At 73.5% G+C, this 19847-nt stretch carries 13 protein-coding genes; 10 read left to right on the top strand and 3 right to left on the bottom strand.

Features of this window, described 5'->3' with window-relative positions:
- The first annotated feature begins 318 nt into the window (after window positions 1-318).
- Complete coding sequence (locus ACYVK7_RS18280; protein WP_460889138.1) at window positions 319-1800, top strand: serine hydrolase domain-containing protein; 1482 nt, start codon at window positions 319-321, stop codon at window positions 1798-1800.
- Here ACYVK7_RS18280 and ACYVK7_RS18275 read toward each other — a convergent pair.
- Entirely contained in the window at window positions 1778-2425 is a 648-nt protein-coding gene (locus ACYVK7_RS18275) for a GntR family transcriptional regulator (protein WP_460889137.1), read from the bottom strand. The two genes, ACYVK7_RS18280 and ACYVK7_RS18275, sit on opposite strands and share 23 nt — an antisense overlap.
- 116 nt (window positions 2426-2541) lie before the next feature.
- On the opposite strand from ACYVK7_RS18275, the gene ACYVK7_RS18270 reads away from it, so the two are divergent.
- The 8 genes from ACYVK7_RS18270 to ACYVK7_RS18235 all read left to right on the top strand — a co-directional run bounded on the left by ACYVK7_RS18270 (window position 2542) and on the right by ACYVK7_RS18235 (window position 17098).
- On the top strand, window positions 2542-3966 hold the full coding sequence (locus ACYVK7_RS18270; protein WP_460889136.1) for an Nramp family divalent metal transporter: 1425 nt from the start codon (window positions 2542-2544) through the stop codon (window positions 3964-3966).
- 219 nt (window positions 3967-4185) lie between these two features.
- Entirely contained in the window at window positions 4186-5805 is a 1620-nt protein-coding gene (locus ACYVK7_RS18265; RefSeq protein WP_460889135.1) for a pyridoxal phosphate-dependent decarboxylase family protein, read from the top strand.
- Entirely contained in the window at window positions 5802-7154 is a 1353-nt protein-coding gene (locus ACYVK7_RS18260; RefSeq protein ID WP_460889134.1) for a lysine N(6)-hydroxylase/L-ornithine N(5)-oxygenase family protein, read from the top strand. Before ACYVK7_RS18265 ends, ACYVK7_RS18260 begins: the two co-directional genes overlap by 4 nt.
- Window positions 7151-9697, top strand: a complete 2547-nt coding sequence (locus ACYVK7_RS18255) for a GNAT family N-acetyltransferase (RefSeq protein ID WP_460889133.1) — start codon at window positions 7151-7153, stop codon at window positions 9695-9697. Before ACYVK7_RS18260 ends, ACYVK7_RS18255 begins: the two co-directional genes overlap by 4 nt.
- Window positions 9698-9770: 73 nt before the next feature.
- Window positions 9771-12410 carry a GNAT family N-acetyltransferase gene (locus tag ACYVK7_RS18250; RefSeq protein ID WP_460889132.1) on the top strand — a complete coding sequence of 880 codons (2640 nt, stop codon included), beginning with the start codon at window positions 9771-9773 and terminating at the stop codon, window positions 12408-12410.
- 17 nt (window positions 12411-12427) lie between these two features.
- On the top strand, window positions 12428-13288 hold the full coding sequence (gene ddaH, locus ACYVK7_RS18245) for a dimethylargininase (protein ID WP_460889131.1): 861 nt from the start codon (window positions 12428-12430) through the stop codon (window positions 13286-13288).
- 55 nt (window positions 13289-13343) lie between these two features.
- The gene (locus ACYVK7_RS18240) at window positions 13344-15242 is read left to right on the top strand and encodes an ABC transporter ATP-binding protein (RefSeq protein ID WP_460889130.1); all 1899 of its coding nucleotides are present in this window, start codon (window positions 13344-13346) and stop codon (window positions 15240-15242) included.
- The gene (locus ACYVK7_RS18235; protein ID WP_460889129.1) at window positions 15239-17098 is read left to right on the top strand and encodes an ABC transporter ATP-binding protein; all 1860 of its coding nucleotides are present in this window, start codon (window positions 15239-15241) and stop codon (window positions 17096-17098) included. Before ACYVK7_RS18240 ends, ACYVK7_RS18235 begins: the two co-directional genes overlap by 4 nt.
- Here ACYVK7_RS18235 and pdxR read toward each other — a convergent pair.
- Complete coding sequence (gene pdxR, locus ACYVK7_RS18230; protein ID WP_460889128.1) at window positions 17087-18424, bottom strand: MocR-like pyridoxine biosynthesis transcription factor PdxR; 1338 nt, start codon at window positions 18422-18424, stop codon at window positions 17087-17089. The genes ACYVK7_RS18235 and pdxR overlap by 12 nt on opposite strands.
- Before the next feature lie 128 nt (window positions 18425-18552).
- On the opposite strand from pdxR, the gene ACYVK7_RS18225 reads away from it, so the two are divergent.
- Window positions 18553-19233, top strand: a complete 681-nt coding sequence (locus ACYVK7_RS18225) for a pyridoxamine 5'-phosphate oxidase family protein (RefSeq protein ID WP_460889127.1) — start codon at window positions 18553-18555, stop codon at window positions 19231-19233.
- Window positions 19234-19299: 66 nt separating this feature from the next.
- On the opposite strand, the gene ACYVK7_RS18220 is transcribed toward ACYVK7_RS18225, so the two are convergent.
- The gene (locus tag ACYVK7_RS18220) at window positions 19300-19791 is read right to left on the bottom strand and encodes an HNH endonuclease (RefSeq protein ID WP_460889126.1); all 492 of its coding nucleotides are present in this window, start codon (window positions 19789-19791) and stop codon (window positions 19300-19302) included.
- Window positions 19792-19847: the final 56 nt, after the last annotated feature.

Genomic DNA, 19847 nt, shown 5'->3' with positions numbered 1-19847 from the left:
GGAGCACTGCTCGAGACCGGATGGGCCTTCACCGACGCCCGCGGCCACCGCATCCGACTACCCGAAGCCCTCGAACCCCTACCCCCACCGAACACCGACCCGACGGAGGACCCGACAGAGGATCCGACCGCGGAGCCACCGACGGCAGCCGAAGCCGCCTGACCCACGGTGCGGCGGGAGACCCCCCGCCCCGCCCCCGCCCCGCCCGGCCCCGCGCCGCGCCATCGACACGGCCCAGTCCATGCCGCGACGCCGGCTCGCCCTGTTCGGCCATGCCCAGCGGGGCGCGCCCTGAGCAAGGCACCGTAGGTTGGGCGCGTGCCTCCTCTCCGTTCGCTCCGGCTTCGTCGCCTGCTCGCCGTGCTCGGGGTCGCCCTGCGGGTCATGACCGGGTCCGTGCCCGCCCGGGCGAGCTCCGACGCGGTTCCCGCGCTCGACCGGCCGGCGGCCACGTACGTCGGCGACTACGTGCAGCGGCACGGTCTCCCCGGGGCCGCGTACGCGGTGGTCAAGGACGGCGAGGTCGTGACGGCCGGCGGCGCGGGCGACGTCACGGCGGACACGCTGAGGCCCGTCGCCTCGGTGTCCAAGTCCATGACGGCGTTCGCCGTCCTCCAGCTCGTGGACCGCGATCTGGTGGAGCTGGACGGTCCCGTCACGGACCACCTGCCGTCGTTCTCCGTGCGTGGAGCCGGTTCCGGCGACATCACCGTGCGCATGCTGCTCGACCACACCTCCGGCCTGCCGAACCCGATGATCGTTCCGGCCACCGGCGAGCTCGCCGTCGACGTCGGGCACATCGCCGGGCTGACGCTCGCGTCGGCCCCTGGCGCCTCGTACCGGTACAGCAACCTGAACTACTGGACACTGGCGTACCTCGTCGAGGTCGTGTCGGGGCAGTCGCTCGACGCCTACCTGCACGACGAGGTCTTCGCCCCGCTCGGCATGCGCGACACGCGTTCGTTCGCCACCTCCGGCGGCTCGGACGTGTTCGACAAGGGTCACGTGACGGCCTATGGGACGAGCCTGCCGCTCCCCGAGATGGCCGGCAGCGTCGGCGGTTCCGGGGGAGTGGTCAGCACCGCGCGCGACATGACGAGCTGGCTGGGCATGCAGCAGCGGGGCGGTACCACCGAGGAGGGGGAGCGGCTGCTCTCGGCCGAGCTCGTTGCGGAGTCCCACACCGTGCAGCCGAACGCCGGGACCTACGGGCTGGGCTGGCAGCACACCTCCACCGCCGAGCCGCCGCGCCTGGGGCACGACGGTTCCCTGACCCGGTGGAGTGCCCGCGTCGACCTCGTGCCGTCGAGCGAGTACGGCGTCGTGGTCCTGCTCGACAGCTACACGCCGACGTTCCAGCACCCGTTCGAGATCAGCACCGGACTCATCGAGCTCACGGAGGGGAGGGCAACCGCTCCGGGTGCTCCGACCGCGACGATCATCGACCTGGTCCTGGCCGGGATCACGGTGCTGGTGATCGTGCTCGGGACGCGCGGCGTCCTGCGCGCCGGCCGGTGGTCCGCCTCCCGGACGAGCCTGCCGCGGTGGCGGTTCGCGCTGCGGCTGCTCCCGCAGGCCGTCATGCCGGTCGGCGCGGGGATCCTGTTCCTCGGGCTGACGGCGGGTGCCGACAACCCCGCCACGCCCCTGGACGCGTTCGGCCTGTGGCCCGCCGCGACGACGCTCGTGCTCGTCGCGGGGGTGATCGGCGTCGTGCTCATCACGGCGCGGATCAGAACCGCACGCACCAGAACCGCACGCATCAGCACTGCCCGCGCTACCCCACGGCCGGCAGAGTAGTCCACACGCCCGCCGCGACCTCGGCCGCACGGCTCACGTCGCCGGCGGCGCACGCCTCGATGAGCTCGTCGTGCCGGTCGGCCGACGTAGTCCCTGCCACGGACGAGAACCGGAGCCGTTCCGCGCGGCGCAGCACGGGAGTGAACTGGTCCAGGACGGTGGCCAGGGCCTGGTTGGACGCGACGGCGACGGGCACGCCGTGCAGCTCGTCGTCCGCGGCCAGGGCTGCCTCGATGTCGCCCTGCTCGACCGCCGCGCGGAACCGGGCGTTCGCCGCCCGCATGACGTCGAGGTGGTCTTGCGTGAGGTGCTCGACGGCCTCGCGGACGGCGAGCTGGTGCATCGCCGCCACGACGTCGCGCGCCTCGTGCACGGCGCGCTCGGTCAGGGAGCTCACCGTGGTGGAGCGTCCTGGCTGGGCGGCGACCAGCCCGGCCTCGGCCAGGCGCAGCAGCGCCTCGCGCACCGGCGTACGGCTGACGCCGAGCCAGGTGGCCAGGTCACCGTCGCGCAGCTGTTCGCCGGGCGCCAGCGTGCCGTCGACGATGGCGTCACGCAGCCGGTGGAAGACGTCGTCCCGGAGGAGCCGCCGGTCGATCGTCGGGGTGTTTCGCGGGATGGGCACGCAATATATTGCGCCCGCTCGGTGAACGCCCGCAAGCCGGCGCGCCAGAGGCAGCGGGTAAGGTGCTGGACGCCATCGGCGCACCGGAGCGCCATCCTCGCGACCAGGAGTCACCGTTGACCGCAGCCACACCTCCCTCCGACGTCGACAACACACCGCCCGAGCGTTTCGTCAGCGGCGACCCGTACGCGCTGGACCCGGCGGCGGTGAAGGAGCCGCCCGTCGGGTGGCGGGCCTCCTCGAAGTTCTTCGGTCCCGGCCTGATCGTCTCCGCATCCGTGGTCGGTGCCGGTGAGCTCATCACGGCCACGTCGCTCGGCGCCCAGGCGGGCTTCGTGCTGTTGTGGCTGGTGTTCATCTCGACCGTCGTCAAGGTCGCCGTCCAGGTGGAGATGGCCCGGTACGCCATCGTCACCGGCGAGGGCGGCATGGAGGGCTACAACCGCGTACCGCCCCGGCTGGGCCGGGTCAGCTGGGTGTTCCTGATGTGGGCGCTGATGGCGCTCAGCAAGCTGATCCAGACCGGCGGCCTGATCGGTGGCATGGCCGCTGCCCTCTCGATCCTCCTGCCGCTCGGTCTGGGTCCGCTCTCACCGGGGGCGATGGCGATCTGGGCGGTCGTCGTGACGGCGGTCGCCATCGCGACCCTGATCGCGAACCGCTACGGGCTGATCGAGAACGTGGCCACCTTTTTGACCATGGCGTTCGTGGCGGTCACGGTCCTCGTGGTGATCGCGCTGCCGTTCAGCGAGTTCGCCTACTCGGGGGCCGACCTGGGCTCCGGGCTCAGCTTCCAGCTGCCCATCGGCGCGCTCGGCATCGCCCTGACGATGTTCGGTCTGACCGGCGTCGCCTCCGAGGAGATCACTGCCTACACGTACTGGTGCCTCGAGAAGGGGTACGCCCGGTGGTCCGGGCCGAACGACGGCTCCGAGGGGTACCGGCGGCGTGCTCGCGGCTGGATCGCCGTCATGCAGAAGGACGCGATCGTCTCCTGGGTCGTCTACACGGTCTCGACGGCGGCGTTCTACGTCCTCGGCGCCGCGGTGCTGCACCCGCAGGGGCTGGTGCCGGAGGGCAACGAGATGATCAGCACGCTGTCCGAGACGTTCGCGGGCGTCTTCGGCGAGGCAGGCCGGGTCGTCTTCCTGATCGGTGCGTTGGCGGCCCTTGGCTCGACCATCTGGGCGGCGATCCCGTCGTGGTCGCGTTCCTGGGCCAACGCCCTGTCCATCGTCGGCGTCTTCGACTGGTCCGACAGCCGCGCGCGCAACCGGTGGATGCGGGTCTTCATCGCCGTCCTGCCGACCATGTGGCTGCTGACCTTCCTCTGGATCAACTCGCCGCTGGTGATGATCATGGTCGGCGGCATCGCGGGCGGCATCTTCCTGGCGGCGGTCGCCGTGTCCGCGCTCTACCTGCGCACCCGCATCGAGCCGGAGCTGCGCGGGGGCGGCTTCATCCGCGTCGCGCTCGTCGTGAGCGCCGTGGCCATCATGGGGCTCGGCGTCTACTCGGTCGTCACCACGGTCGCCGGCTGACGGCCCCGGCTGACACGTTCCGGCTGCCTCCTGCCGGCCGGCCCCTCCGGGCGACGGTCCCGGGAGTGACCCTCGCCACGTTTCGGGTCACCGTGGTGGCTTGACGCGGGTTCCCGAGCGATTAAGTTAGGTCAGGCAAACCTAAGTTGGAACGCCGCCGCCCCGTCCGGGCGGCGTTCCTTCGTCGTATCCCGAGCCCCGCCACGAGGAGACTTCCGTATGCCCGCACGCCTGCCCGCAGTGACGCAGCCAGCGAAGACCGTGCCCTCCCCGGGCGCCTCCCTGGGGGCGAGGCACGACACGACCGCGCTGCTGCGCGGGGCCACCGCGAGCAGCTACGCGGACACGGTCCGCGGGGTCGCCGACGACGTCGCCGCCCGGCTCTCGTCCGTCACCCAGCCGTTCTCGGGCGCCGGCCGCGCCGAGCTGCAGGGCCTGGTGGACGCCGTGGACCTCGACGGGCCGCCGTCGGGCACCCGTGAGGCGCTGCGCGAGGCGGGCGACCTGTACGCGAAGCACGCCATCTGGTTCCACGAGCCCACCTACACGGCGCACCTGAACTGCCCGGTCGCGCTGCCCGCCGTCGGGGCCGAGACCATGCTGGCCGCCATCAACACCTCGGTCGACACCTACGACCAGTCCACCGTCGCGACCCTCATGGAGCGCCGGCTGGTCGAGTGGACGGCGGGCCGCATCGGGTTCGCCGTCGCCGGTACCGACGGCACGAACGGTACCAACGGCACCGACGGCGTCTTCACCTCCGGCGGCACCCAGTCGAACTTCCAGGCGCTGTTCCTGGCCCGCGAGAAGGCGCGTCGTGCCGGCGCGCGCGTGGACTCCATGCGCGTCCTCGCCACCGCCGCGAGCCACTTCAGCATCGCCAAGTCCGCGCTGCTCCTCGGCCTGCCCGACGCCGCGGTGGTCACCGTCGGCACGGACGACACGGGCCGCATGAGCCCGGACTCCCTGGCGCAGGCGCTCGTCGACACGGAGCGCACCGGCGACACGGTGATCGCCGTCGTCGCGACCGCCGGCACCACCGACCGGGGCCGCATCGATCCCCTCGGCCCGATCGCCGACCTGTGCGACGCCGTGGGCACCTGGCTGCACGTCGACGCCGCCTACGGCTGCGGCCTGCTCGTGAGCACCACGCGCCGCCACCTGCTCGACGGCATCGAGCGCGCGCGCAGCGTGACCGTGGACTTCCACAAGTCGTTCTTCCAGCCCGTGTCGTCCAGCGCGCTGATCGTGCGCGAACGAGCGGACCTCGCGCCCGTGGCCTGGCACGCCGACTACCTCAACCCGCGCGAGGAGCTCGGCGAGCCCACCCGCGACCCCAACCAGGTCGACAAGTCCCTGCAGACCACACGCCGGTTCGACGCGCTCAAGCTGTGGGTCACGCTCCGTGCGCTCGGCGCGGACGGCATCGGCGCCATGGTGGACGCCGTCTGCGACCTCGCCGCCGCCGTGCACCACGACCTCGCCACCGACCAGGACTTCCGGCTCGTCGGCACCACGGACCTGTCCACCGTCCTGTTCCGTTACCAGCCGGACGGGCTCGACGCCGCACGCGCGGACGCCCTGGTGCCCCAGGTGCGGCGCGTGCTGTTCGACTCCGGCCGTGCCCTGGTCGCCAAGACGGTGATCGACGGCCGCCCGTGCCTCAAGCTCACGCTGCTCAACCCTGACGCCACCCTCGCCGACATCCGGGGCGTGCTCGAGCTGGTCCGGTCCGCCGCCCACGGTCTGCTGGCCGGGGAGGCGCTCGCGGACACGGGGGAGCCGCCGTGCCGGGACGTGCACCCGCGGCTCGCCCGCACGGACGGGGACGCCCGATGAAGGCCTACGACCTGCTCGGCATCGGGATCGGCCCCTTCGGCCTGGGGCTCGCGGCGCTCGCCGAGCCCCTCGACGACGTCGAGGCGGTGTTCCTCGACCAGCGCGAGGGCTTCTCGTGGCATGCCGGGATGCTCATCGAGGGCACCACGCTCCAGGTCCCTTTCCTGGCCGACCTGGTGACGATGGCGGACCCGACCTCGCCGTACTCGTTCCTGGCCTGGCTCAAGGAGACCGGGCGGCTGTACCAGTTCTACATCCGCGAGTCCTTCTACCCGCTGCGCGCCGAGTACGACGAGTACTGCCGCTGGGTGGCCGGCCGGCTCTCGGCGCTCCGGTGGGGGCGGCGGGTCACGAGCGTCGTGCGGGTTGCCGACCCGGCCGCTCCCGACGGCTACCTCTTCGAGGTGACGGCAGAGACGCCCGACGGCGTGGAGAAATACTGTGCCAAGCACGTGGTGCTCGGCACCGGTACGCAGCCCCGCCTCCCGGACGTCCTCACCGGCCTCGGTGGAGCCGGCCCCGTGGTGCACACCAGCGACTACCTGAACCACCGGGACGCGCTCGCGGCGTCCGGCGCCGTGACGGTGGTCGGCAGCGGGCAGTCGGCCGCCGAGGTCTACCGAGACCTGCTCGATGGCTGCGGCACCCGACCGGGCGAGCACCGCCTGGACTGGGTGACCCGCTCGCCGCGGTTCTTCCCCATGGAGTACACCAAGCTGACGCTCGAGATGACGTCGCCCGAGTACACCGACCACTACGTTGCCCTGCCCGCCGAGGTCCGCGACGTGCTGGGCCGGGAGCAGCGCGCCCTCCACAAGGGGATCAGCGGCGACCTCGTCGACGACATCTACGACACCCTCTACCGACGGTCCGCCCTGGGCGCGCAGATGCCGACCACGCTTCTGTCCGACACGGAGGTGGTCGCGGCGCGGTTCGACGCCGACGGCGCGGACGGGGCCGGCGAGTACGTGTTGACCCTGCGCCACGCCCAGCTCGGCACGACGGCGGAGCACCGCACGCGCGCGGTCGTCGCGGCGACCGGCTACGCGGCGTCGGTGCCCGAGTTCCTCGCGCCCGGCCTGGTCGACCTCGACCACCGCGGCCGGTACGCCGTCACCCGCGGCTACACCGTGGACGCCGACCGCCGCATCCACGTCATGGGCGTCGAGGAGCACACCCACGGTGTCACCGCGCCCGACCTCGGGTTCGGACCCTGGCGCAGCTCCGTGATCCTCGCGGACGTCACGGGGCGCGAGCCGTACGCGACCGAGCGCCGGATCGCCTTCCAGCAGTTCGGCCTGCCCGCTCCGCGGCCCGCCGCCACCCCGACGACGGAGGCCGTCCGGTGACCGCTCCCACCACGCACACGTTCAGCACCACCGGCACGTTCAGCACGACGACGCGCCTCGGCGAGGTCACCCTCGAACCGGTGGACCCGGCGCGGGACGCCGAGCTCGTCCAGGCGTGGCTCTCCCACCCCTCGGCGTCGTACTGGCAGATGGGCGGCCTGACCGTCGACGAGGTGCGCGACTATCTGACCGCCGTCCAGGACGGCCCGCACGAGGCCGCCTGGCTCGGCCGGCTCGACGGCGAGCCCGTGTTCCTCACCGAGACCTACGACCCGGCCCGCGTCGTGCTCACCGACGTCCACGACGCCCTGCCCGGCGACCTCGGGATGCACCTGCTGGTCGCGCCGCCCGCCACGCCACGCCACGGCCTGACCGACGCCGTCATGACCGCCGTCATGCGGTTCTGCCTGACCGGCGGGCCCGGTGCGGGGGCGGGCCTCGGCGCCACCCGCGTCGTCGTCGAGCCCGACGTGGGCAACCGGAAGATCGCCGCCAAGAACGCCGCCGCAGGGTTCCGCGTGCTGCGCGAGGTCGACCTCGGCCACGGCGCGCACGCCAAGCGCGCGGCGCTGAGCGTCGCCACCCGGGCGGACTTCGGGGCCTCCGCGCTCGGCGACGGGCCCCTGCCCGCCTCGGACCTGCCCGCCTCGGACCTGCTCGCCACCCACCTGACGCCGGAGCACATGGAGCACGCCCACCGGCACCTCGTGGCCAAGGCGCTCGCCGAGCTCGCGCACGAGCGTCTCTTCCAGCCGGAGCCGGACGACGACCCGGGCGCACCGCAGGACGGTCACCGCCTCGCCCTGGACGGCGTCACCTACCGGTTCACCGCGCGCCGGTACGCCCTGGAGCACTGGGTGGTCGACCCGGCGTCCGTGCGCCACACGGCCTCCGCCGGCCCGCGCGGCGACGTCGAGCTGCCCGTGGACGCGCTGGAGCTGATCGCCGAGCTGCAGTCCCTGCTGCAGGTCCCGGACTCCCTGCTCGCGACGTACCTGGAAGAGCTGTCCGCCACCCTGGCGGGCGCGGCCGCGAAGCGGGAGCGCGAGCTCGACGGGCACACGCCGTCCGTACCCGGGCTGCTCGACGCGCTGCGGACCGGATCCGGGAATCGAGCCGCCGCAGCGCGGGTCCAGCAGGCAGAGTCGTTCCAGCAGGCTGAGTCGTTCCAGCAGGTCGAGGCCGCGATGTCCGAGGGGCACCCGAGCTTCGTCGCGAACAACGGCCGCATCGGTTTCTCCCTGAGCGACTACCGCGCCTACGCCCCCGAACGCGGGCAGCGGATGCGCCTGCTGTGGCTGGGCGCCCGCCGTGAGCACACCCACCTCGCGCTCGCCGCCGACCAGACAGAGACCGGTCACTACGGCGCTCCCGGTGTGCCCGGCGAGCTGTCCGACGCCGAGCGCGCGGCCTTCGCCGACCGCCTCGCCGCCCACGGCCACGACAGCGCCGACTACCTGTACCTGCCCGTGCACCCCTGGCAGTGGGAGCACCGCGTGGCCATCACCTTCGCCGCGGACGTCGCCCGCGGTGACCTCGTGCCGCTCGGCCCCGGCTCCGACGAGTACCAGCCCCAGCAGTCCATCCGCACCCTGTTCAACCGCACCCGCCCCGACCGGCACTACGTCAAGGTGGCGCTCGCGATCCAGAACATGGGCTTCCTGCGCGGTCTGTCACCCGCCTACATGCGGGCCACCCCGGCCATCAACGACTGGGTGGCGAACCTGGTCGACGACGACGAGACCCTGCGCGCCGCCGGGTTCGGCGTGCTGCGCGAGGTGGTCTCCGCCGGGTACACGGGCGACGTCTACCACCGCACCCCTCAGCCCAACGCGCACCGGAAGATGCTCGCGGCCCTGTGGCGCGAGTCGCCCGTGCCGCGGCTCGGCGCGGGGGAGCGCCTGGTGACCATGGCGAGCCTGCTGCACCGCGACGCCGCCGGGGCGTCGTTCGCGACGGCCCTGGTCCGGGAGTCGGGCGTCCCCGCGGAGCAGTGGCTGCGCGCGTACCTCGACGCCTACCTGTACCCGCTGGTGCACTGCCTCCTGACCTACGAGCTGGCGTTCATGCCGCACGGCGAGAACCTCATGCTGGTGCTGCGCGACGGCGTGGTCCGGCGCGCGATCATGAAGGACATCGGCGAGGAGGTCGTCCTGCTCGGGAACCGGCCGCTGCCCGAGCGGGTCGAGCGCATCCGCGAGGTCGTGGACGACGACGAGAAGGCGCTCGCGATCTTCACCGACGTGTTCGACGGCGTGCTGCGGCACCTGTCCGGCATCCTCGCCGAGGACGGGGTGCTGCCGGAGGAGCGGTTCTGGGCGCTCGTGGCCGAGACGATCGACCGGCACGCCGACGAGCACCCGGACGTCGCGGGTGGGCCCCGGGTCGGCGTCGATCTGCGGGCGGCGCGCTTCGCGCACTCGTGCCTCAACCGCCTGCAGCTGCGCAACACCCTGCAGATGGTGGACCTGGCCAACCAGTCGGAGTCGCTCATCTATGCGGGCACGCTCGCCAACCCGGCCGGCAGGCGGACCGAGCAGTAGACACCGAGCAGTAGACGCCGAGCAGTCGACAGAGCCGGGCTGTAGACAGAGCCGGGCAGTAAACCGAGAGATGATGAGAAACGTGGACTTCGACCTGTTTCGTGACGACCTCGGCATCCCGCACGTGCGGGCCGCCTCCGAGACCGCACTGGCCTACGGTCAGGGCTGGGTGACCGCCCAGGACCGGGGGCTGCAGATCGAGGCCGACCGGATGCGGGCCGAGGAGCGGTTCGCCGACGTCGCAGGCGAGGCGGGTGCCGCCTGGGACCGGTTCGCCGCCCGCGAGCGCCTGGCCGTGACGGCCCGGGAGATCCATGACGCGCTGGCGTCGCCGGAGCGGGCGTGGCTGGCCGCGTACGCGGACGGCGTCAGCGCGGGCCTGGCCGCGGGCGGGCGGGACGTGCCCGAGCTGGCGGGGGTGCCGTACCGGCCGTGGGAGCCGTGGACGCCCATCGGGGTGTTCCTCACCACGCACGTGCTGTTCAACGGGTTCCCGGGCGTGCTGTGGCGCGCGCACGTGGCGAGGCATCTGCACGTGCCGGGCGTGCCGCTGGAGCGGGTCCTGGCGCTGTTCGCCGCCGACGCCGGGGCGACGTCCGGCTCGAACGCCTGGGCGGTGCACGGGTCGCTGACGGAGTCGGGCAGCCCGCTGGTGGCGGGGGACCCGCACCGCACGCTGGAGCTCCCGGGGCCGTACCAGCAGGTCCGGCTGGTGTGCACGGACCCGGCGGACCCCTACGACGTGCTGGGTTTCGCGTTCCCCGGGGTGCCGGGCATCCCGCACTTCGGGCACGCGGTGTCCGGGTCGTCGTCGGTCGCATGGGGCATCACCAACGCGGCGGCGCACCACGTCGAGGTCGTGTCGGACGCCGCCGACAGCGCCGGCGCGGACGGCTGGGGGCTGCGCTGGCCGGCGCGCGAGCTGTCCGACGTCGGCGTCGCGTCCTGGCGGGCCCTGCTGCACGCCCGCACGGCCCGGGACGTCACCGACGCGTTCCGGGGGTGGGTGGACCCGGTCAACCGGGTGCTCACCGCGGACAGCGCGGGCGACGTGCTCAGCATGACCGCCGGCAAGGTCCCCGCGGCCACCGACCGCGCGCTGCCCGCCGTGAAGGCGGCGGACGGGTTCGTCGACCTCCCGGAGCCGGCCCCGGTGTCGCAGGTCGCCGTCGACGCCAACGAGCGGCCCAGGACGCAGGCCCCCTCCGAGCTGGACGGCCGCCCGGGGTTCGGGCCCCGCGACGTGCGCCCCGGCCGGGAGGCACACGACCTGGGCTGGTCCTACGCACGGCACCGCGCGGAACGCATCAGGCAGCTGCTCGCCGCGGCGGACGTCCCGGAGTCGCCGTACACGCAGGCCCGCATCCACGGCGACACCCGCGACCTCGGTGCGACCGGCCTGGTCGCGCACCTCGCGGACGACGCGACCCCGGCCGCCGCCCGGCTGCGCGCCTGGGTCGCGCGCGGCGCCCACGTCGACGCGGACTCCACCGACGCCGCCCTGTACATGCGCTGGCGCCACACCCTGGCGCACCGCCTGGCCGGCCACCAGGTGCTGGCCCCCCTGCACGAGCCGCACGGGCAGGACCCGGCCCTCGAACCGGTGCTGGGCGCCATGTTCGACGTCCCGACGGCGGTGGGCGCCGGGCTGGCCCGCATCCTCGCGGCTGGCTGGCTGGGCATCGACGGCCCCGCGGAGGCGAGCGGGGCGCTCGCGGAGGTCGCCGCGGAGATAGTGGCGGAGAAAGTCGCGGAGGGGCGGTCCGGCCCGGACGAGCCCGCCTGGGGAGAGCTGCACGTGGCCGCCCCGCTGCACCCGGTGCCCGGCTCGCGGCCCGACGTGCCGCGGCTGCCCGTCGCGGGGAACAACGAGTCGGTCCGGTGCACCGGAGGGTCGCCGGGGGTGGCGCCCACCGCCTACCGCGGTTCGGTCGCCCGGTACGTCTGGGACCTGACCGACCGCGCCAACAGCCGCTGGGGTGTCCCGTTCGGCGCCGACGGCCGTCCTGGTAGCCCGCACCACGACGACCAGCACGCGGTGTGGGCCGACGCGGCCACCACCCCCGTCGTGACGGACTGGGACCGCCTGCACCCCGTGGACACGACCGGCCGGCTGCTGAACGGCGCGCGCGGCCAGGAGGTGTGGCGGCGCGACTTCGGAGCCGACGGTCTCGTCACGGCGCACATGGTCGACCCCGACACCGACGCGGACCTGCTGCACGGTTGGTTCACCCGGCCCCGCGCCGCATTCTGGGGGATGCGCGACCGTACGCGCGACGAGGTGCGGGACACCTACGCGTTCGTCGACTCCCTGCCCACCCATCACGCGTACCTCGTGCGGTGGGACGGCGAGCCCGTCGTGCTCGTCCAGGCGTACCTCCCCGAGCACGACCCGGTCGCGACGGCCTACGCCGTTCAGCCGGGTGACCTCGGCCTGCACCTGTTCCTCGGCAGCCGCGGGCCGGTCGCCCGGCACGGCTCGCCCGATGACCCGTGGACCGTGCTCGGGCCCGCCCTGCGGGAGCTTCTCTTCGCCGGGCGCGGCACGCGCCGCGTGGTCGGCGAGCCCGACGCGAACAACCAGAAGGCCCTCGACCGCATGGCCACCATGGGGTTCACCGCCGGGGAGCTGGTGTCGTACCAGTCGCCCCAGGGCTTCAAGGAGGCGCGCATGGCGTACCTGACGCGCGAACGGGCGCTCGGGCACGGGTAGTCGGCTACCGTCGCGGGATGGCGACCGAACCCACGACAGCGTCCACCACGGAGTCCACCACGGAGTCCACCACGGAGTCCACCACGGAGTCCACCACGAGACCCACCACCGAGCGGGCCCGCCGCACGCTGCTCGTGCGGCCGCCGTCGCCCCGGCTCGCCGACGGTGAGCTCACGCACCTGGACCGCGTCCCCGTCGACGCGGACCTGGCGGCCGAGCAGTGGCAGAGGTACGTCGAGGTGTTCCGCGGCTTCGGCTGGGACGTGCGGGCGGTGCCGGCGGCCGAGGGGCACCCGGACGGGGTGTTCGTGGAGGACGCGGTGGTCGTCTTCGACGACCTCGCCGTCCTGACCCGCCCGGGCGCACGGTCCCGGCGCGGGGAGGTCGAGTCGGTGCGGCCCGTGATCGAGTCGGCGGTGCACGAGCTCGCGGAGATCACCGAGCCGGGCACCCTCGAGGGCGGTGACGTCCTCAAGGTCGGGCGGACCGTGTACGTGGGCCGTACCGCGCGCACCGACGCCGACGGCGCGGCACAGCTGCGCGCCCTGGTCGAGCCGCGCGGGTGGCGCGTCGTCGAGGTGCCCGTGACCCGGGCGCTGCACCTGAAGTCGGCGGTCACGGCACTGCCCGACGGCACCGTCATCGGCTACGAACCGCTGGTCGACGACGTCAGCCCGTTCCCGGGCTTCCTGCCGGTCCCCGAGGCCGAGGGCTGTGCCGTCGTCGTGCTGGACGACACCACCGTGCTGCTCTCCGCGTCCGCCCCCGGCACCGCCGAGCTGCTGCGCGGGCGCGGGCTGACGGTGCTCAGCACGCCCGTGACCGAGTTCGAGAAGCTCGAGGGCTGCGTGACCTGCCTGTCGGTGCGGGTGCGCTGAGCCGGTAGGTGCTTACGCAAACTAACAACTTGCGGGCGGCGCGATAATGAACCCGATGCCTCCCACCGACAGTTCGAATCGATCTGATCCTTCGTCCGAGCGCAGCACCTTCGCCTCGATCCGTCGCCTCCACCCCTACGTCCGCACGGCCCTGCCCCGCCTGGTCGGCGGCCTGGCCGCATCGCTGGGCGCCAGCCTCATGGCGCTCGCCATCCCCGCCGTGCTGCGGTGGGTCACCGACGGCCCGCTCGCCGAGGGCGTCCGCGAGCACGACTGGACCGGCCTGGCCTGGTCCGTCGCGCTCGTCGCCCTGCTCGGCGTGGGGGAGGCGGGCCTCATCCTGCTGCGCCGCACGCTCGTGATGTTCCCCGGCACGCGGGTCGAGGCCGCGATGCGGGTGGCCCTGTTCCAGCACCTGCAGGACCTCCCCGTCGCCTTCCACGACCGCTGGCCGGGCGGGCAGCTGCTCAGCCGCATCATGGGCGACCTCGGCCTGCTGCGGCGCTGGCTCGTGTTCGGCATCCTGCAGCTCGTCGTCAGCTTCGTGACCATCGTCGTGGGCGTCGGCCTGCTCGTGGCCACAGGCGGCTGGCTGGGCGTCATCTTCCTGTGCGGAGCGGTCCCCGTGACCGTCCTCGCGTTCCGGTTCTCCCGGAAGTACCGCAAGATCTCGCGGCTGTCCCAGGACCAGTCGGGCGACCTCGCCACCACCGTCGAGGAGTCCGTGCACGGCATCCGCGTGCTCAAGGCGTTCGGCCGCGGCCACGACGCGCTGGACCAGTTCACCGATCAGGCCGAGGGCCTTCGCGACACCGAGATCCGCAAGGCCACCACCGACGCGGGCCTGACCACGGCCCTGCGCGTCATCCCGGAGGCCACCCAGGCGGTAGCGCTGGTCGTCGGCACCTACCTCGTCGCGTCCGGCGACATGACGATCGGCGCCCTGGTCGCCTTCTTCGCCACGACGGCGGTCATCAACGGCCCCGTCGTCGACCTCGGCATGACCCTGTCGATGACGCTCAACGCGCGCACCGCCGTCGACCGGTTCTTCGAGGTCATGGACACCACCAACCCGCTGACCGACCCCGCCACGCCGGCCGACCTGCCCGCCGTGACACCCGGGGTCGCCGGCACCGCGGGCGGGCACGTCGCTTTCCGCGACGTCACCTTCCGGTACGACGACGCCACCCGCCCCGTCCTCGACCGCGTCGACCTCGAGCTGCCGCCCGGCACCACCACCGCCCTCGTCGGCCTGACCGGCTCCGGCAAGTCGACGCTCGCGATGCTCCCGCCCCGGCTCTTCGACGTGAGCGACGGCGCCGTCGAGGTCGACGGCGTCGACGTCCGCGACATGACCCGCGCCCAGGTACGCGAACGGGTCGCCGTCGCCTTCGAGGACCCCACACTGTTCTCCGCGTCCGTGCGGGACAACGTGCTGCTCGGTGTCTCCGACACCCTCCCGTCCGCTGAACGCGAGAACCTCCTGGCCCAGGCCCTCGAGGTGGCGCAGGCGGGGTTCGTGACCGACCTGCCCGACGGCGTCGACACCCGCATCGGCGAGGAGGGCATGTCCCTGTCCGGCGGACAGCGCCAGCGGCTCGCCCTCGCCCGCGCCATCGCCGCCCGGCCCCGCGTGCTCGTCCTCGACGACCCGCTGTCCGCCCTCGACGTCACCACGGAGGAAGCGGTCACCGCCCGGCTGCGCGACGTGCTCGTCGCCACGACCACCCTCGTCATCGCCCACCGGCCCTCGACCGTCGCCCTCGCCGACCGCGTGGCCGTGCTCCAGGGCGGCCGCATCACCGCCGTCGGCACGCACCAGGACCTCCTCGCGAGCGACCCGCACTACCGGTACATCATCTCCAGCCTCGAAGGGGACTACGCGGCGCACGACCAGGCGCACGACCAGGACAGCCAGAGCCAGGACAGCCAGAGCCAGGAGGCCCTGTCATGACGGCAACCACCGCACCCGCCACCGGGGCCACCGACCGCCCTCGACCCACCGACGCCGCCGCCGACGACGTCACCAGCCTCGGCAAGGAGGCGTCCCGCACCGTCCGGCGCAGGTCCATGCGCCTGCTCGGCGACCTCCTGCGCCCCCACAAGAAGGCGCTCGCCTGGGCCGCCGTGCTCGTCGTCGCCTCCACCCTCGGGCAGGTGGCGGGGCCGTGGCTGGTCGCCGTCGCCATCGACCAGGCGGTGCCCGCCCTCGAGGACGGCTCCGTGACGCCCCTGGTCCTCAGCGGCGCCGGCTACCTCGCGGCGGCCGTGCTGGGCGGAGTCGCCGCAGGAGCCTACGTCCGCGCCGCCGCTCGCATCGCCCAGGCCGTGCTCCTCGACCTGCGCCGCCGGGTGTTCCGCCAGACCCAGCGACTGTCGCTGGAGTTCCACGAGTCGTACACCTCCGGCCGCATCATCTCCCGGCAGACCTCCGACCTGGAGGCGCTGCGCGAGCTCCTCGACGGCGGCCTGACCGGCGTCGTCTCGTCACTCCTGCTCATGGTGTTCACGTTCGTCAGCCTCCTGCTCATCGACTGGCGCTCCGGCCTCCTGCTCGCCCTCGCATTCCTCCCCGCGTGGCTGCTCACCCGCTGGTTCCAGCGCATGTCCCAGCGGTACTACCGGGAACAGCGGACGGCGTCGGCCCGACTCATCGTCAAGTTCGTCGAGACCATGACCGGCATGCGCGCCGTCCAGGCCTTCCGCCGCGAACCCACCACCGAGGCCGACTACCGCAAGCTCGGCGAGGACTACCGCGACGCCAACCTGCAGATCTTCGGCGTCAACGGACGGTTCCAGCCGGGCCTCATCCTGATCGGCAACCTGACCGTGGTGGCGGCGCTCGCGGTCGGCGGCTGGCGGGTGCTCGAGGGGACGCTGGCCGTGGGCGCCCTGGCGGCCGTGCTGCTCTACTGCAAGCGGTTCTTCCAGCCGGTGCAGCAGCTCGGCATGTTCTACAACTCGTTCCAGTCGGCCACCGCGGCGCTCGAGAAGGTCTCGGGCCTCCTGTCCGAGGAACCCACCGTCACGGAGCCCGTCGACCCGCGGCCGCTGCCGGCGCCGGACGGCCGCGCCAGGGGAGAGCTGCGGCTCGACCACGTGCGGTTCCAGTACGGCGACGGCCCGGTCGTGCTGCCCGACCTCGACCTCACCATCCCCGGCGGACAGACCGTCGCGGTGGTGGGCACGACGGGCGCCGGCAAGTCCACGGTCGCCAAGCTGGTCACCCGGTTCTACGACGCGTCGGCCGGGGCCGTGCGGCTGGACGGCGTCGACGTGCGGGACCTGGCGTCGGCCGACCTGCGCAGCGCCGTCGTCATGGTCACGCAGGAAGCGTACTTGTTCAGCGGGTCCGTGCGGGAGAACATCGCGCTCGGCCGGCCGGGTGCCACCCAGGAGGAGATCGAGGCGGCGGCGCGTGCCGTCGGCGCGCACGAGTTCGTGCTCGACATGCCCGACGGGTACGACACGGACGTGAACAAGCGCGGCGGGCGGGTGTCGGCGGGGCAGCGTCAGCTCCTGTCGTTCGCCCGGGCGTTCCTCGCGGACCCGGTCGTGCTCGTGCTCGACGAGGCGACGTCCTCGCTCGACATGCCCGGTGAGCGGCTCGTGCAGCGCGGTCTGCAGACGCTGCTGGCCGACCGGACGGCGATCATCATCGCGCACCGCCTCTCCACGGTCGCCATCGCGGACCGGGTGCTGGTGATGGAGCACGGGCGGATCGTGGAGGACGGCACGCCCGCGGAGCTCATCGCCGGGGACGGCCGGTACGCGCGCCTGCACGAGGCGTGGCAGGACTCACTGGTCTGACGGGCGCGCCAGACCGGCGGTGATCACCGAGAGGGCGCGGTCCAGCTCGGCATCGGTCACCCCGCCGAAGCCGAGCACGAGGCCGGTCCGGTCCGCGCTGCGGCAGTAGTCGGCCAGGAGCGGGAGGTCGTAGCCGGCGGTGCGGGCGGCAGCCCGCGCCGCCGCGGCCGACGCCGGGTCGGTGAGCCACGTCGAGTACATCCCGGCCAGGGGCCCCGCGAGCTCGGCGTGCGGGGCCAGGGCGGTCGCGACCCGCGGCGCGCGGTCCGCGTAGACGCGCCGGGCGGTGCGCACCACCTTGTCCGCCCAGCCGTCGCGCAGCAGGGTGAGCAGGGCGCGCTGGGCGGGCCACGGCGGCGTGTCGTGAGTGATCGTGCGGCGTCGGACGAGCGGCTCGTGGAACGCCGGCGGCGCGACCAGCCAGCCCAGCCGCAGGCTGGGGCTGACCGACTTCGAGGCGGTCCCCAGGTAGGCGACGCGTGACCGGTCGAGCGCCGCGAGGGCGGGTACGGGCGCGACGTCGTACCGGAACTCGGAGTCGTAGTCGTCCTCGACCACCACGGCGCCGGCCTCCCGGGCGGCGGCGAGCAGCGAGAGCCGGTCCGCCGCGGGCATGACGCGGCCCAGCGGGTGCTGGTGGGCGGGCGTGACGTACGCGGCGACACAGCCGGAGAGGTCCGTGACGGGCGCGAGCGCGGGATGGTCGACGACGGCGCGGCCCGCGGCCCGTACGGTCTCGACGGCCGCCCGGTGCCCGGGGTCCTCGACGAGGACGTCCCCCGGGGCCAGCACGCCGAGGAGCTGTCGCAGGCCGTCCGTCGACCCGGCGGTCACCAGGATCTCGTCGGGCTCCACGGTCAGCCCGCGGGTGCGGGCGAGCCGCTCGGCGAGGGCGTCGCGCAGCTCGGCGAGGCCGCGCGGGTCGGGGTAGCCCCGTGGCGGGCGGGCCGCGGAGACCTCACGCCACGCGCGCCGCCAGCCCGCGACGTGCCGCGGGTCGATCCAGGGCGTGCCGGCGTCCAGCCGGACGTACTGCGGCGCCCGGGTCGCCGGGCGGACCGGGGGAGCGGGTGCCGGGAGCACCGTGCCCGACGCCACGAACGTGCCGGACCCGCGCCGCGTCTCCACCCAGGCCTCGGCCAGGAGCTGGTCGTACGCCTGCTCGACGACGGCGCGTGCCACCCCGAGGTCCGCCGCCAGGGCACGGCTGGAGGGCAGGCGGTCGCCGGTGGTGAGGGTGCCGTCGGTCACCAGCCGCCGAACGGCGGCAGCGAGCTGTGCAGGGAGCGGTTCGGCGCGCGTGCGGTCGAGGCGGACGGGAAGCATGGCGGGCTCCGGTGTGCTCGGTGTGCTCGGTGTGCTCGGTGTGTCTGTCGGGCGACGGGCAAGTGGCTTGTTCGACTCGTGGCGAACTGGCCCGTGCCCAGGGGCCACCCGGGGGCCAGGCTAACGGCATGACGACGCAGCACCTCTCGCCCACCACCCGCACGACGCCGACCCGCGGACGCAAGCGCCAGGTCGACGACCGCCGTCGGCTCATGGCGCTGCTCTCCGACGCGCTCGTGGCGCACCTGGGCCTCGTGGCGGGATCCCACCCCGTGGTGCTGCCGACCGCTTTCGCCGTCGACCCGGCCGGGCCCGACGCCGGTGGCTCGTTGTACCTGCACGGATCGGTGGCCGCCGGGTGGCTGGGGCCCGCCCTGGAGCGCGACGTGTGCGTGACCGTGACGGAGCTGGACGGCCTGGTCCTGGCACGGACGGGCTTTCACCACTCGATGAACTACCGGTCGGCGGTGGTGATCGGGCGGCCCCGGGAGGTCACCGACGTGGAGGAGCGTCGTCGGGCCCTCGACCTGATCGTGGACCACATGATGCCGGAGCGGGCCGCGGCGCTCCCCGCGGCGACGCGCAAGGAGCTCGCCGCGACGGTGGTGCTGGCGCTCCCGCTGGCCGAGGCCTCGATGAAGCAGCGCGAGGGCGGCGCGTCGCTCGAGCCGGGCGACCTCGAGCTCACCGGATGGGCAGGACACGTCCCGCTGCGCCGGGTCGCGGACGCGCCCGTCACCGAGGACTACGTGTCCGAGCCGGTGCCGGAGTCGGTGCTGCGCCGGGTGGCGGAGCTCGGGCGGGTGTGAGGAGGGGCCGCCGGATCGTCTCGCCCCGCCAGACCTGCCCTCGTGCCGCCCGTCCAGGGCTTGTTCTCAGAAGGGCGGCTCGAGCGGGAAGCGGCGTGCGAGGTCGTGGGTGGGCGGTTCGTCTGTCGGGGTGCCGATGGCGGGCCCGCCGATGACAGGTGGGTGATCTCCGAGGCGTGCCCGGACGTCCCCGGACAGGCTGGTGATGTCGTTGCTCACCCGCCCGGTCGGGTGCTGCCGGGGCGCAGTGGCACTGGCGCCCGCTGTGGCCGGGCTGGTGGTCTCCGGCCTGTCCGTCGGGTCGACAGCCGTCGGGGGACGGGCGTAGACGTGCCCCGTCGGTGCGGTCCAGGTCGTGATGCCGGTGGTTGGGTCGCGTACGGGGGTCCAGCCGTGGTGGGTCTTGGCGAGGTGGTGTGCGCGGCACAGGGGTTGCAGGTTGGTCGCGCGGGTCTGTCCGGGTGTGCCGGGTGGTTCCGTCGCGGGGTCGTGGTCGTGGTCGAAGGGTGTGATGTGGTCGAGGTCGGCCCAGGGGGCTTCACCCCGTTTGGTGGACACGCTGATACTGGATCGTGGATCCAGAGGAAGCGAGTTTGATCCGCATGGCTATGAAG

The organism is Promicromonospora xylanilytica (assembly GCF_054782895.1).
The sequence above is the reverse complement of the archived record's forward strand: the minus strand, read 5'-3'. Positions and strand labels throughout refer to the sequence as shown.

Bases quoted from the DNA above. Each gene is read 5' to 3' on its own strand.
- ACYVK7_RS18265 (WP_460889135.1), top strand. From the start codon at position 4,186: ATGCCCGCACGCCTGCCCGCAGTGACGCAGCCAGCGAAGACCGTGCCC.
- ACYVK7_RS18260 (WP_460889134.1), top strand. From the start codon at position 5,802: ATGAAGGCCTACGACCTGCTCGGCATCGGGATCGGCCCCTTCGGCCTG.
- ACYVK7_RS18250 (WP_460889132.1), top strand. From the start codon at position 9,771: ATGAGAAACGTGGACTTCGACCTGTTTCGTGACGACCTCGGCATCCCG.
- ddaH (WP_460889131.1), top strand. From the start codon at position 12,428: ATGGCGACCGAACCCACGACAGCGTCCACCACGGAGTCCACCACGGAG.
- ACYVK7_RS18240 (WP_460889130.1), top strand. From the start codon at position 13,344: ATGCCTCCCACCGACAGTTCGAATCGATCTGATCCTTCGTCCGAGCGC.
- ACYVK7_RS18235 (WP_460889129.1), top strand. From the start codon at position 15,239: ATGACGGCAACCACCGCACCCGCCACCGGGGCCACCGACCGCCCTCGA.
- pdxR (WP_460889128.1), bottom strand. From the start codon at position 18,424: ATGCTTCCCGTCCGCCTCGACCGCACGCGCGCCGAACCGCTCCCTGCA.
- ACYVK7_RS18225 (WP_460889127.1), top strand. From the start codon at position 18,553: ATGACGACGCAGCACCTCTCGCCCACCACCCGCACGACGCCGACCCGC.